This is a genomic window from Streptomyces davaonensis JCM 4913 (assembly GCF_000349325.1).
GTDB classification, from domain to species: Bacteria; Actinomycetota; Actinomycetes; order Streptomycetales; family Streptomycetaceae; genus Streptomyces; species Streptomyces davaonensis.
The window spans coordinates 9,071,254-9,084,220 of the sequence record NC_020504.1 but is presented as its reverse complement, the minus strand read 5'-3'; the positions used below and the strand labels follow the sequence as shown (position 1 = coordinate 9,084,220).

The following is a 12,967-nucleotide window of genomic DNA, read 5'->3' as shown; positions in this document are numbered from 1 at the left end:
AGGCCGGGCGCGGACACGCCGGCACCGGCCCGCAGATTCGTCATGGCCCCCCGCGAAGCGCTACGCGGTCCAGCTCCACTCCGCGATCTCCGGCATGTCCGTGCCGTGTTCGCGGATCCAGGCGTGGTGGCGGGTGCGTGCGTCGGCCATCTCCTGGCGTACGGCCGCGGCGCGCACCGCGAGGCCCGGGACGCGGTCGATGACGTCCATGACCAGCCGGTAGCGGTCGAGGTCGTTGCGGACCACCATGTCGAACGGGGTGGTCGTGGTGCCGGACTCCTTGTAGCCGCGTACGTGCAGGTTCCGGTGCCCGTTGCGGCGGTAGGCGAGCCGGTGGATCAGCCACGGATAGCCGTGGTAAGCGAAGATCACCGGCTTGTCCGCGGTGAACAGCCCGTCGTACTCGAACTCCGACATGCCGTGCGGATGTTCCTCGCGCGGCATCAGCCGGGCGATGTCGACGACGTTGACCACCCGGACGGCGAGTCCGGGAAGGTGCCGGCGGAGCAACTGGGCCGCGGCCAGCACCTCCTGGGTCGGGACGTCACCGGCGCAGCCGAGCACGACGTCGGGTTCGCCGCCGTTCTCGCTGCCCGCCCAGTCCCAGATCCCGGCGCCGCGGGCGCAGTGGGCGCGGGCGGCGTCCATGGACAGCCAGTCGAAGCAGGGCTGCTTCCCGGCCACGATCACATTGACGTAGTCCCGGCTGCGCAGCGCGTGATCGGCGACCGACAGCAGGGTGTTGGCGTCCGGCGGGAGATAGACCCGGACGACCTCGGGGCTCTTGTTGAGGACGTGGTCGACGAAGCCGGGGTCCTGGTGGGAGAAGCCGTTGTGGTCCTGGCGCCACACATGCGAGGTGAGCAGGTAGTTGAGGGAGGCGATGGGGGCTCGCCACGGCAGCTCCCTGGATGTCTTCAGCCACTTGATGTGCTGGTTGACCATGGAGTCGACGATGTGCACGAACGCCTCGTAGCAGGAGAACAGTCCGTGCCGGCCGGTGAGGAGATAGCCCTCCAGCCAGCCCTGGCAGGTGTGTTCGGACAGGATCTCCAGGACCCGGCCGTGCCGGTCGAGGTGTTCGTCGACGGGCAGGGTCTCGGCCTGCCACGCCTTGCCGCTGCCGTCGAAGACGGCCTGGAGCCGGTTGGAGGCGGTCTCGTCGGGGCCGACGACGCGGAAGTCCCTGCGGTCCTGGGTGTCCTTCATGACCTGGGCGACCAAGTCACCTAGGACCCGGGTCGGTTCGTGCAGGGAGGTGCCGGGCTTGTCGACGGGTACGGCGAACCGGTCGAGGGAGTCGATCGGCAACTCGCGTACGAGCAGGCCGCCGTTGGCGCGCGGGGTGGAGCCGAGGCGCCGGGCTCCCTCCGGCAGACACGCCAGTACGTCCGGTACGGGTTGCCCGTCGGCGTCGAAGAGCTCCTCGGGCCGGTACGAGCGCAGCCACTGCTCCAGTTGCCGCAGATGCTCCGGGTTCTCGCGGACCCCGGCGAGCGGAACCTGGTGGGCCCGCCAGGTGCCCTCGACGGGGACGCCGTCGACCTCGGCGGGGCCGGTCCAGCCCTTGGGGGTGCGCAGCACGATGACGGGCCACCGCGAGCGCTCGGTCGCTCCCTCCTCCCGGGCGCCGCGCTGGATCTCGGCGATCCGGTCCAGGGCCGTGTCGAACGCCTGGGCCATGGCGCGGTGGACGACGGCCGGGTCGTCGCCGGAGACGTGGAGCGGCTCATGGCCGTAGCCGCGCAGCAGTTCGTCGAGTTCGGCCTCGGGCAGCCGGGCGAGGACCGTCGGGTTGGCGATCTTGTAGCCGTTGAGGTGCAGGATCGGCAGGACGGCACCGTCGTGGACCGGGTCGAGGAACTTGGTGGAGTGCCAGGAGGCGGCCAGCGGTCCGGTCTCCGCCTCGCCGTCGCCGACCACGCAGGCGACGACGAGGTCGGGGTTGTCGAAGGCGGCGCCGTAGGCGTGGGAGAGCGCGTAACCCAGCTCGCCGCCCTCATGGATGGAGCCGGGAGTCTCGGGCGCCACGTGGGAGGGCACCCCGCCGGGGAAGGAGAACTGCCGGAACAGCCGCCGCATGCCGTCCGCGTCCCGGGAGACGTCCGGATACGTGTCGCTGTAGCTGCCCTCCAGCCAGGAGTTGGCGACCACCGACGGCCCGCCGTGCCCGGGGCCCCACACGCACAGCGCGTCCAGCCCGCGGGCCTTGATCACCCGGTTGAGGTGGGTGTACACGAGGTTGAGGCCGGGCGAGGTGCCCCAGTGGCCGAGCAGCCTCGGCTTGATGTGTTCGGCCCGCAACGGCTCACGGAGCAACGGATTGGCGAGCAGGTAGATCTGTCCGGCGGCCAGGTAGTTGGCCGCGCGCCAGTGGGCGTCCAGGGTGCGCAGCTCGTCGTCGGTCAGTACGGTGCTGTTCTGGTGTTCGACCTTGGACATGGAAGGACTCCTGAGTCATCGACGGGGTCGACGGGCGGTGGGAGACGGCATGGCCGGCAACAACGCGGAGAAGCTGCCGCGCAAGACGTACGAGAGTGAACTGCTGCGCCTTCAGACGGAGCTGGTGCGATTGCAGGAGTGGGTGCGCGCCGAGGGCGCCCGCCTCGTCGTCATCTTCGAGGGGCGGGACGCGGCGGGCAAGGGCGGCACCATCAAACGGGTCACCGAGCACCTCAACCCGCGCGTGGCACGGATCGCGGCCCTGCCCAAGCCGACCGAGCGGGAACGCAGCCAGTGGTACTTCCAGCGGTACGTGGAGCATCTGCCGGCCGCCGGGGAGATCGTGCTGTTCGACCGCAGCTGGTACAACCGGGCCGGTGTGGAGCATGTGATGGGCTTCTGCACCAAGGCCGAGTACCAGCTCTTCTTGCGCCAGTGCCCCCTGTTCGAGCGGATGCTCGTGGAGGACGGGATCCTGTTGCGCAAGTACTGGTTCTCGGTCAGCGACGCCGAGCAGCAGGACCGCTTCCGGCGCCGCCTGGAGGATCCGCTGCGGCGCTGGAAGCTGTCGCCGATGGACCTGGAGTCGATCACCCGCTGGGAGAGCTACTCCCGGGCGAAGGACGAGATGCTGGTCCACACCGACATCTCCGAGGCGCCCTGGTACGTGGTGGAGAGCGACGACAAGCGCCGGGCCCGGTTGAACATGATCGCCCACCTGCTGGGCTCGGTGCCGTACCAGGACGTGCCCCCGCCGGTCCTGGAACTCCCGGACCGCCCGGCACCGACCGGCTACGAACGCCCGCCGCGCGATCTCCAGAACTACGTCCCGGACCACGCGGCGAGCCTGTAACCCGCTCACTCCGGCTGCGGTACGACGACGACCGGGCAGGCGGAGTGGTGCAGGGCCGCGTGCGCGACCCTGCCGAGCTGGAGCCCGAAGTGCCCTTCCCGCCGCCTGACGCCGACGACCAGCAGATCGGCGTGGTGCGAGGCGTCCACCAACACCCGGCGGGCGTGGCCCTCGACGGTGCGGCGGAGCAGGTCCAGGTCGGGCGGGGCGTCGCGCAGGGCCTCGTCGAGCGTCTTCTCGGCGTGCTCCTCGTGCAGCCGGGCGGGGGCGTCGGCGAGCAAGGGGTGGTCGGTGCTCTCGTGCGCGGGGCACCGCCAGGCGCGTACGGCGTCCAGCGGGACCCCGCGGCGCAGGGCCTCCGCGTAGGCGAAGCGGACGGCGGCCGACGGTTCGGCGTGCTCCCCCACCCCGACGACGACCCGGCCGCGCACCGGGGGTGTGGCCTGGTTGTCGTGGCTGCCGCGCAGCACGATCACGGGGCAGTCGGCGTGCGCGGCCACCGCCAGGCTGACCGAGCCGAGCAGCAGCTCGGCGATGCCGCCGCGGCCTCGGGTGCCCACGACCAGCGCGGCGGCCTCGCGGCCCGCGTGCACCAGCGCGTACTCGGGCTCCTCGAACACCACGGTGGAGGTCACCTTCAGGTGGGGCTGCCGGGCGTGGGCGCGTCGGGTGGCGGCGCCGACGACGTCCTGCGGTGTGGGCTGCCCGGTGGGCCTGCCGATGTCCCGGGCCAGTGCGGCGCCTTCGTACCGCTCCCACAGGCAGGCGTACACCAGCCGAAGCGGGATGCCGCGCAGGACGGCCTCGTCGGCGGCCCAGTCCACCGCGCGCAGGCTCGGTTCGGAGCCGTCGACGCCCACGACGAGGGGTCGATCCACGGCGCTCACCGTCCCGCGCCGAGGTCGAAGACGATCCGGGCGGGGACCTGGCCGCGCAGGACCTCGGCGATGGAGTCGTTGACGGAGTCGAGCGGGCGGGTCTCGCGGATGACCTTGGTGCGGCCGGCCGCGTGGAGCTGGAAGACCTCGGCGAGGTCCTGCCGGGTGCCGACGATGGAGCCGATCACCGAGGTGCCGTTCAGGACGGTGTCGAAGATCGGGACCTGGATCGTGCCGTGCGCCGGCAGCGCGACCATGACGAGCTTTCCGCCGCGCCGCAGCCCGGAGTTGACGGCGGCGAAGGCGTCCTCGTTCACCGCGAGGGCGATGGCCGCGTGGGCGCCGCCGTACCGCTTGAGGACCTCTCCCACGTCGTGCTTGCGGGCGTCGATGACGAGGTCCGCGCCCAGTTCGGCGGCGAGTTCCAACTTCTCGTCGGTGACGTCGATCGCCGCGACCGTGGCCCCGGCGATCTTCGCGTACTGCACGGCCAGATGGCCGAGCCCGCCGACGCCGGAGACCGCCACGAGCTGCGCGGGCCGCACGTCGGCGACCTTCAGGGCCTTGTACGTGGTGACGCCGGCGCAGGTCAGCGGGGCGGCGTCGAACGGGTCGACGCCCTGCGGGACGGGCTGGGCGAAGTCGGCCCAGGCGAGCATCTTCTCGGCGTAGCCGCCGTCGCAGCCGTAACCGGTGTTGATCTGCTGCTCGCACAGCGTCTCCCAGCCGGACAGGCAGTGCTCGCAGCGGCCGCAGGCCCGGCCGAGCCACGGCACGGCGACCCGCTGGCCCACGGTCAGATGAGTGACGCCGTCGCCGAGCTGCTCGACGAGGCCGACGCCCTCGTGTCCGGGCACGAACGGCGGGTTCGGCTTGACGGGCCAGTCGCCGTGGGCGGCGTGGATGTCGGTGTGGCACAGCCCGGACGCCTCGACCCTGATCCGGACCTGTCCGGGGCCCGGCTCGGGGTCGGGGCGCTCCTCGATGACGAGGGGCTCACCGAAGGCTCGTACGACCGCTGCCTTCATGATTGCTGCTCCTGGGTCCTTGGTGGGGTGGGTCGGTCAGTCGTGGGCGACGACTGCGACGGGGGCGGTGGAGTGGTGCAGGACGGCGTGGGCGACCGGGCCGATGTGGGCGCCGAACGGACTGCGCCGGACACGGCGGCCGATCACGACCAGGGATGCCTCCTGCGCCGCGTCGACCAGACGGACGCCGGGGCTGCCGGCCGGGACCTGCTCGGTGACCTCGACGGCGGGGTACTTCTGCCGCCAGGGGCGCAGCGCCCGGTCGAGTTCGACGGCGTGCTGTCCGGCGATCTCGTCGTGCAGTTCCGCGTCGGCGGTGAGGCCGTAGACGTAGTACGGCGGAAGGTTCCAGCCGTACAGGACGCGCAGGCCGGTGCCCCGCCGCGCGGCCGACTCGAAGGCGAACTCGAGCACGGCGTCGTCCGGGTGGGCGGCGTCGAGGCCGAGGAGGACGGGCCGGTAGGGCGTGGCGGCCGACGGGATGCCCGCCGGGTCGGCCACGTGTTCGTCGGCGGCCTGTTCACCGGCGCGGACCAGAACGACGGGCCGTGCGGTGTGGGCGACGACGGAGAGGCCGACGGAGCCGACCATGAACCCGCCGAGGCCGCTCATTCCGCGGGACCCGAGGACGATCAGCTCCGCGTCCTCGGCGGCCTTGGTGAGGGCCTCGGCGGGGGTGCCGTGGAGCTGTGCCGTGGTCACCTCGACACCCGGGTGACGCAGGCGCAGTCCCTCCGCGGTCTCGCGCGGGATCCGCTCACTCCAGTGCTGGTGCGTCTCCGTACCGAGCATCGGGGCCTGGGCGAGGTGGGCCGGCACCGGTTCCCAGACCTGGACGATCTTCAGCGGCAGGCCGAGCAGCTTCGCCTCGCGAGCCGCCCATTCCGCGGCGGCCCGGCTCTCGGGCGATCCGTCGAGACCTGCGACGACAGTGCGGACCATGGTGTTGCCTCCTGATCGGTGGATCTGTTTCAAGCCTCGGCCGGAAAGGGGTGGGCGGGCAGGGGCCGCAGGTCCCCGGCCGGGACCGACCGGCCCACACGGCGGGCCCCGGGGCGGGGGCCCGCCGTGCTCGCCGGGGTCACCGCAGCCAGGGGTTGCGGCTGACGAAGGGGAGCTTGGCCCACACCTTCCCGAGCCCCCAGACGGCGCCCGCGCCGGTCGCCGCGAGGGCGATCAGGACGACGGCGTAGATCAGGTGGTAGTCGACGAAGGGGTTCGACGACATGCTGGGCGAGCCGTCCGAGAGGTGCTTGGCCGGCGGCCACTCGGCGATCCACATCAGCGCCATCATGGCGGTGCCGGCGACGGCGGCCAGGCGCAGTCCGATGCCCGCGATCAGCGCGAGGCCGATGCCGAGCAGACCGAGCATGAACAGCCAGTCCGCCCAGGCGTCCCCGGCCCAGTCGTGGAAGGTGGACTCCATCGGGCCGACGGCCACATGGCCGAGGAAGCCCTCGGTCGGCGATCCGCCGTCGATCCAGCCGTTGCCGGACTGGGTGGCGTAGCCGAACCCGAACGTCTTGTCGAGGAAGGCCCACAGGAAGACGAACCCGGTCAGCAGCCGGAGGGAGGCCAGCGCGTAGGCGGCCACTCCGGTGATGGTGACGGCGGCGTCCTGCGCGGTGTCCGCGGTGGGGGACGCCGTACGGTTCCTGCGGAGCGCGGGCAGATGGAACCCGTGGGTCCGGTGAGGGTGCTCGTGCACGGCCATGATCTGGTCCCTTCAAGCGGATTCGTTGTGCTGACGAAGCCACTGTCGTGCCACTGCCAACTCCGCCGCCCGGTGCCGAAGGTCGGCCGCAAGGGGGCTGAACGGCCCCTTCTGAAGGCCCTGTCGGACCGCGTCGGCCGGGGCCGCGGTGCGGCATGGGACCGTCCCGGCGCACCCGGTGCCGAAGGGCTTCACGGCGGGGCCGAGTGGCCCATGGTCCGCGGGTCCCCGCCCGCACACGCTGGAGGTGGTAACTGCGGCACGCCTGAGTGGAGGCCCGCCATGAACGTCCCTGTCACCCAGAGCCTGCCGAGGGCACTGCCCGCCGAGCACCGGCAGCGGCTGATGGCGATCGCCCGGGAGGTGTCGTTCCCGGCCGGGACGCGGCTGTTCGAGGAGGGCGGTCGCGCCGACCGCTTCTGGATCATCCGTACCGGCACGGTCGAACTCGACATGCGGGTCCCCGGCCGTCGGGCCGCCGTCATCGAGTCGCTCGGACACAACGACCTCGTCGGCTGGTCCTGGCTGCTCACCCCGCACGTCTGGCACCTGGGCGCCGAGGCCGCGACGCCGCTGCGCGCGTTCGAGTTCGACGCCGAGGTCGTCCGGTCCATGAGCGCGGCCGACCCCGAGTTCGGCCGCTCCCTCGCCTGCTGGGTGGGCGAGATCGTGTCCCACCGGCTCCAGGCGGCCCGCACCCGGCTGCTCGACCTGTACCGCTGAGCGGCGCTCAGCGCTCGCACCCGGACCGCACCGGACCAAGGAGTCACCGTGCACGGATCCCCGCATGTCGTCAGTGATGTGATGACCCGCGACGTCGCCGTCGTCCGCCGGGACGCCGCCTTCAAGGACGTCGTGCGCACGCTGCACGACCGGAAGGTCAGCGCCCTTGTGGTGGTGGACGGCGGACGCCGGGTCCTCGGGGTCGTCTCCGAGGCCGATCTGCTGCCCAAGGAGGAGTTCCGCGACAGCGACCCGGACCGCTACACCCAGCTGCGCCGGCTGTCCGACCTGGCCAAGGCCGGCTCGGTGACGGCCGGCGAGCTGATGACCTCGCCCGCCCTGACCGTCCGGGCGGAGACGACGCTGGCGCAGGCCGCCCGGATCATGGCGCGGGCGCGCGTCAAGCGGCTGCCCGTGGTGGGGGACACCGACCGGCTCGAGGGCGTGGTCAGCCGTTCCGATCTGCTGAAGGTGTTCCTGCGGGACGACGAGGAGATCGCCGAGGAGGTCCGCCGCGAGGTGGTGGCCTACCTCTTCCCGGCTCCGGCCTCGGCGGTGCGGGTCTCGGTCCACGAGGGCGTCGTCCGGCTGGGCGGGCGGGTCCGGGACACCTCCCTGGTGCCCGTGGCGGCGCGGCTGGCGCGGGCGGTCGAGGGGGTCGTGGACGTGCGGTTCGCACTCGACGGGCACGCGGATCCGGACGGGGCATTCGGCGGTTAGGGCCGATCGGCCCTGGTAGCTTCGGCCCCGGCGGGTGACGATCGTCGTATGGGCGGCCCGCAGTCCGTCCACAGCCCGGGGACCAAGGGGTCGAGATGACCGAGTCACGTACCTTCACGGCGCAGGATCCGATCCGCGTCTTCCTGCTGGACGATCACGAGGTGGTGCGGCGCGGGGTGTCCGACCTGCTGGACGCCGAGCCCGACATCTCCGTGGTCGGCGACGCCGCGAACGCCGAGCATGCCCTCGTCCGCGCCCCCGCCGTACGGCCCCACGTGGCCGTCCTGGACGTGCGCCTGCCCGACGGCGACGGCATCACCGTCTGCCGCGAGCTGCGCAGCCGGATGCCGGAACTCGCCGTCCTGATGCTGACCTCCTTCGACGACGAGGACGCCCTGCTGGACGCGATCATGGCCGGGGCCTCTGGCTATGTCCTGAAGCAGATCCGCGGCTCCGACCTGGTCGCGGCGGTCCGTACGGTCGCCTCCGGCCAGTCGATGCTGGACCCCGCGACGACGGCCCGGCTGATGAAGTCCCTGCGCACCGAACCCGCGGCGGAACCGGCCGAGGCGCCCGAGCTGGCCGGACTGTCGCCGCGCGAGCGGGAGATCCTGGCGCTGATCGGGGACGGGCTGACCAACCGCGAGATCGGCAAGCGGCTGTACCTGTCGGAGAAGACCGTCAAGAACCACATCTCCCGGCTGCTGGCCAAGCTGGGCGTCCAGCGTCGGGTGCAGGCGGCGGTGCTGGCCACGCATCTGGAGCAGCCGGAGCAGTCCGGGCGCCCCTCCGCCTAGGGCCTGTCGTCAAATTCCCGTCGTCCGCCCGGAGGGCGGGCCGCGCGGCGGCGATGGGGGTGCCCCCGCGCGAGCCGTGCGAAGCCGGTTCGAGCGTGGGGGAGGAGTCACGTGGGCGTTTCGGCAACGCGGCTGGGGGTCCCCCCCCCTCTGGGGGAGTGCGTGCCAGGCGTCGCGCGGCAGGCGGGAATTTGACGACAGGCCCTAGCGCGCACCGCGCCGTAGGGCGCGCACGGCCAGCTCCACCAGCAGCACCGTGGAGGCCGTCGCCGCGCACACGGCCCACTGGGCCGCGTCGAGCGGGACCGTGCCGAACACGCTGCGCATCCAGGGCACATGGACGGCGGCGACCTGCACGGCCAGTACACCGGCCAGGCACAGCCACAGGGTCCGGTTGCGCAGTTGGTGGCGGCCCAGCAGCGGGCCGTCGTCCGCGCGGGCGCTGAGCGAGTTGACCAGCTGGAACAGCACGAACGTGGTGAACGCCATGGTCAGCGCGGTGTCCGTGGCGACCCGTTCGCGGGCCAGGGCCAGCAGACCCACCGTGCCCAGGGCCATGACCGCGCCGGCCCGGGTGACGGCCAGCAGGCGGCGGGCGTCCAGGATCCGCTCGTCGGGGTCGCGCGGCGGGTGCCGCATCACGTCGTCGCGGGCCGGGTCGACGGCCAGGGCCATCGCGGGCGGACCGTCCATGATGATGTTGATCCACAGGAGCTGGGCCGCGGTCAGCGGGGCGGGCAGTCCGGCCAGGGAGGCGCCGAGCAGGGTCAGGATGGCGCCGACGTTGGTGGACAGCTGGAAACGGACGAACTTGACGATGTTGTCGTAGATGGCCCGGCCCTCGCGCACGGCCCGCACGATCGTGGAGAAGTCGTCGTCGGTGAGGACCACGTCGGCGGCCTCCTTGGCCACGTCCGTGCCGGTGCGGCCCATCGCCACGCCGATGTGCGCGGCCCGCAGCGCCGCCGCGTCGTTCACGCCGTCGCCCGTCATGGCGACGATGTGCCCGCGGCCGGTCAGCGCCCGCACGATGGTGACCTTGTGCTCGGGGGCGACCCGGGCGAACACCCCGATGCCCTCGATGCGTTCGGCCAGTTGTTCCTCGGTCATCTCCGCCAGCTCGGCGCCGGTCACCACCGCGCCGCGGATGTCCAGCTCGCGCGCGATGGCCGCCGCGGTGTCGGCATGATCACCGGTGATCATCTTCACCTCGACGCCGGCCGACCGGCACAGGGCCATCGCGTCCCGGGCCTGCGGACGCGGCGGATCGGCGATCCCGGCGACCGACACGAGGGTGAGGGCGGGCAGCCGGGAGGGGGCGGGCGGTCCGTCGACTACGGCGGTGGCGGCGCCCAGGACCCGCAGGCCTGCGCCGCCCAGTCGTGAGGTCACGGCGCGGACCTCGGCCCGGCGCCCGTCGTCGAGTTCCGCCGCGCCCTCACCGGTGACCACCTCGGCGCAGTGCTCCAGCAGGACGTCCACCGCGCCCTTGACGTGGACGCGGGTGCGTCCGTCGGGCTCGGTGTGGAAGGTGGCCATGTACTTCGTGGCGGCGTCGAAGGGCAGTTCGGCGGCGCGCGGCAGCTCGGCGCGCAGTCCGTCGGCGTCCATGCCGGTCTTGGCGGCGAGGACGACCAGAGCCGCCTCCGTCGGGTCGCCGACGAAGCCGTCCTCGGTGAGACGGGCGTCGTTGCACAGCGCGAACGGCAGGACGGCGTCCCGGAGTTCCTCGGAGCGGTCGGTGCCCGCGCTGTCGCGGACGGCGCCCCGGGTGTCGTAGCCCTCGCCGGTGACGTCGTAGAGGCGTCCGGCGGTCCACAGGGAGCGGACGGTCATCTCGTTCAGGGTCAGGGTGCCGGTCTTGTCGCTGCACACCACCGTCGCCGAGCCGAGTGACTCCACCGAGGCCAGGCGCTTGACGATGGCGCCGCGGCGGGCCATGCGGTGGACGCCGAGGGCCAGGGTCAGGGCGAGCACGGCCGGCAGTCCCTCGGGGATGGCGGCGACGGCCAGCGCCACGGCGCGCAGGGCGAGGTCCCCGAGTCCCTCGCCGCGCACCAGCGCCACCAGCGCGTACGCGGCGACGGCGACGCCGCTGAGCAGGGCCAGGCGGCGGCCGAGGCTGTCCAGCTGGACCTGGAGCGGGCTCGGCGGTTCCGCGCCGGTGCGCAACGCCTCGGCGATGGCGCCGAGTTCGGTCCGCATCCCGGTGGCCGTGACGATCATCTCGGCGCGGCCCCGGGTGAGCGCGGTGTTCATGAACAGCATGCCGGTGCGCTCGGCGAGCGGCACCGGACCGGTCGGCCCGACGCTCTTGACGACCGGCTGGGACTCGCCGGTCAGGGCGGCCTCGGCGACCTCCACCGACTCCGCGACGGTCAGCCGTCCGTCCGCCGGAACCCGGTCACCCGCCTCCAGCAGGACCACGTCCCCCGGGACCAGCGCCTGCGCCTCGATCTCGCGGTCGGCGCCGTCGCGGCGGACCCGGGCGGTGGGGACGAGCATCCGGCGCAGCGCCTCCAGGCTGCGCTCGGCGCGCCGCTCCTGGAGGTAGCCGAGCACCGCGTTGATCTGGAGGACGACGGTGATCACCACCGCGTCCTTGATGTCGCCGATCACCGCGGCCACCACGGCCGCGATCAGCAGGATGCCGATCAACCAGTTGCGGAACTGGTCGAGGAACTTCAGCCACTCCGGGCGGCGGGCCGGTTCGGCCAGCCGGTTGGGCCCGTGTTCCGCCGCCCGTGCGGCGGCCTCGGCGCCGCTCAGTCCGGTCGCCGGGTCGACTCCCAGCCGGGCCGCCACAGCCTCGGCGGCGAGTTCATGGACGCCCTCCCCCGCGACCGCCGTGGTCGCTCGCCCGTCCATGACTACTCCGTTTCGGTGCGTACGACGGCGACCGGACACTCGGCGTGGTGCAGGACGGCCTGGCTGACCGAGCCGAGCAGGAGCCCGGTGAAGCCGCCGCGGCCGCGGGCCCCGACCACGACGAGACCGGCCTCGGCGGTGGCCTCGATCAGCGTGTGCCGGATCCGGCCGCGCACCAGCCGGCGCTCCACCTCGACGTCCGGGTACTTCTCCCCCAGTCCGCCGAGCGCCTCGGCGAGCACCCGCTCCTCCTCGTCGTGCAGGCGGTCCTCGTCGTAGGTGACGAAGGGCGGGTCGCCCGGGGAGTCGTAGACCCGTTCGGTGCGGGTGTTCCAGGCGTGCAGGGCCAGCAGGCCCGTGCCGTGCAGCGAGGCGTGCGCGAAGGCGAACTCGACGGCGGCCTCGGAGCGGGGCGAGCCGTCCACGGCCAGCAGGACCGGTCCGGCCGGTTCGGGCCTGCCCCGCACGATCAGGACGGGACAGCGGCCGTGGGCGGCGAGGTGCCCGGCGGTGGAGCCGAGCAGCAGGCTGCCGAAGCGGCTCAGTCCCCGGCTGCCGACGACGGCCAGGGAGGCGGTCCGCGTCTCGAGTTCCAGCACCATCAGCGGCTCGCCGACGACGACTTCGCGGGCGATGTCCAGATGGGGTGCGATCGTGTGCGCCCGCCGTTCGGCCTCGGTGAGGGTGCCGTCGATCAGCTCGCGCACCCCGGCGCTCGCCGGGCTCCAGGGCGGCACCCGGGGCGGCACGTGCAGCGACGGCCACCCGAAGGCGTGCACCAGCCGCAGGCCCACGCCCCGTAGGGCGGCCTCCCGGGCGGCGATCTCCACCGCGGACAGGCTCGACTCCGAGCCGTCCACTCCCACGACCACAGGACCGTTCATCGCCGGTCTCCCTTCTCCGGGCTCTGACGGGATCCGGGTATCCGGAGAGCCGGGCTTCCA

The 12,967-nt window shown here is 72.8% G+C and carries 11 protein-coding genes; 4 read left to right on the top strand and 7 right to left on the bottom strand.

What is annotated here, in order from left to right:
* Window positions 1–60: 60 nt before the first annotated feature.
* The gene (locus BN159_RS40285; RefSeq protein WP_015662834.1) at window positions 61–2,442 is read right to left on the bottom strand and encodes a phosphoketolase family protein; all 2,382 of its coding nucleotides are present in this window, start codon (window positions 2,440–2,442) and stop codon (window positions 61–63) included.
* Window positions 2,443–2,491: 49 nt separating this feature from the next.
* On the opposite strand from BN159_RS40285, the gene ppk2 reads away from it, so the two are divergent.
* Complete coding sequence (ppk2, locus tag BN159_RS40280) at window positions 2,492–3,295, top strand: polyphosphate kinase 2 (protein WP_015662833.1); 804 nt, start codon at window positions 2,492–2,494, stop codon at window positions 3,293–3,295.
* 5 nt (window positions 3,296–3,300) lie between these two features.
* Here ppk2 and BN159_RS40275 read toward each other — a convergent pair whose 3' ends face one another.
* The 4 genes from BN159_RS40275 to BN159_RS40260 all read right to left on the bottom strand — a co-directional run bounded on the left by BN159_RS40275 (window position 3,301) and on the right by BN159_RS40260 (window position 6,915).
* Window positions 3,301–4,182, bottom strand: a complete 882-nt coding sequence (locus BN159_RS40275) for a universal stress protein (RefSeq protein WP_015662832.1) — start codon at window positions 4,180–4,182, stop codon at window positions 3,301–3,303.
* On the bottom strand, window positions 4,179–5,201 hold the full coding sequence (locus BN159_RS40270) for a zinc-dependent alcohol dehydrogenase (protein ID WP_015662831.1): 1,023 nt from the start codon (window positions 5,199–5,201) through the stop codon (window positions 4,179–4,181). The genes BN159_RS40275 and BN159_RS40270 overlap by 4 nt, the downstream gene beginning before the upstream one ends.
* Before the next feature lie 36 nt (window positions 5,202–5,237).
* Complete coding sequence (locus BN159_RS40265; RefSeq protein ID WP_015662830.1) at window positions 5,238–6,143, bottom strand: universal stress protein; 906 nt, start codon at window positions 6,141–6,143, stop codon at window positions 5,238–5,240.
* Window positions 6,144–6,282: 139 nt separating this feature from the next.
* On the bottom strand, window positions 6,283–6,915 hold the full coding sequence (locus tag BN159_RS40260; RefSeq protein WP_015662829.1) for a DoxX family membrane protein: 633 nt from the start codon (window positions 6,913–6,915) through the stop codon (window positions 6,283–6,285).
* Window positions 6,916–7,197: 282 nt separating this feature from the next.
* Here BN159_RS40260 and BN159_RS40255 point away from each other — a divergent pair, with 282 nt between their 5' ends.
* From BN159_RS40255 to BN159_RS40245, 3 genes are all read left to right on the top strand, one after another.
* On the top strand, window positions 7,198–7,638 hold the full coding sequence (locus BN159_RS40255; RefSeq protein ID WP_015662828.1) for a cyclic nucleotide-binding domain-containing protein: 441 nt from the start codon (window positions 7,198–7,200) through the stop codon (window positions 7,636–7,638).
* Window positions 7,639–7,686: 48 nt separating this feature from the next.
* Window positions 7,687–8,358 carry a CBS domain-containing protein gene (locus tag BN159_RS40250; RefSeq protein WP_015662827.1) on the top strand — a complete coding sequence of 224 codons (672 nt, stop codon included), beginning with the start codon at window positions 7,687–7,689 and terminating at the stop codon, window positions 8,356–8,358.
* 95 nt (window positions 8,359–8,453) lie between these two features.
* Window positions 8,454–9,155, top strand: coding sequence for a response regulator (locus BN159_RS40245; RefSeq protein ID WP_015662826.1), 702 nt, complete (start codon window positions 8,454–8,456; stop codon window positions 9,153–9,155).
* Between the two features lie 204 nt (window positions 9,156–9,359).
* Here the strand turns inward: BN159_RS40245 and BN159_RS40240 are convergent, their stop codons facing one another.
* Complete coding sequence (locus tag BN159_RS40240) at window positions 9,360–12,023, bottom strand: cation-translocating P-type ATPase (RefSeq protein WP_015662825.1); 2,664 nt, start codon at window positions 12,021–12,023, stop codon at window positions 9,360–9,362.
* Window positions 12,024–12,025: 2 nt separating this feature from the next.
* A complete protein-coding gene (locus BN159_RS40235) occupies window positions 12,026–12,907 on the bottom strand; it encodes a universal stress protein (RefSeq protein ID WP_015662824.1) in 882 nt (293 codons plus the stop codon).
* Window positions 12,908–12,967 lie beyond the last annotated feature (60 nt).

Bases quoted from the DNA above. Each gene is read 5' to 3' on its own strand.
- BN159_RS40285 (WP_015662834.1), bottom strand. From the start codon at position 2,442: ATGTCCAAGGTCGAACACCAGAACAGCACCGTACTGACCGACGACGAG.
- ppk2 (WP_015662833.1), top strand. From the start codon at position 2,492: ATGGCCGGCAACAACGCGGAGAAGCTGCCGCGCAAGACGTACGAGAGT.
- BN159_RS40270 (WP_015662831.1), bottom strand. From the start codon at position 5,201: ATGAAGGCAGCGGTCGTACGAGCCTTCGGTGAGCCCCTCGTCATCGAG.
- BN159_RS40265 (WP_015662830.1), bottom strand. From the start codon at position 6,143: ATGGTCCGCACTGTCGTCGCAGGTCTCGACGGATCGCCCGAGAGCCGG.
- BN159_RS40260 (WP_015662829.1), bottom strand. From the start codon at position 6,915: ATGGCCGTGCACGAGCACCCTCACCGGACCCACGGGTTCCATCTGCCC.
- BN159_RS40255 (WP_015662828.1), top strand. From the start codon at position 7,198: ATGAACGTCCCTGTCACCCAGAGCCTGCCGAGGGCACTGCCCGCCGAG.
- BN159_RS40245 (WP_015662826.1), top strand. From the start codon at position 8,454: ATGACCGAGTCACGTACCTTCACGGCGCAGGATCCGATCCGCGTCTTC.
- BN159_RS40240 (WP_015662825.1), bottom strand. From the start codon at position 12,023: ATGGACGGGCGAGCGACCACGGCGGTCGCGGGGGAGGGCGTCCATGAA.
- BN159_RS40235 (WP_015662824.1), bottom strand. From the start codon at position 12,907: ATGAACGGTCCTGTGGTCGTGGGAGTGGACGGCTCGGAGTCGAGCCTG.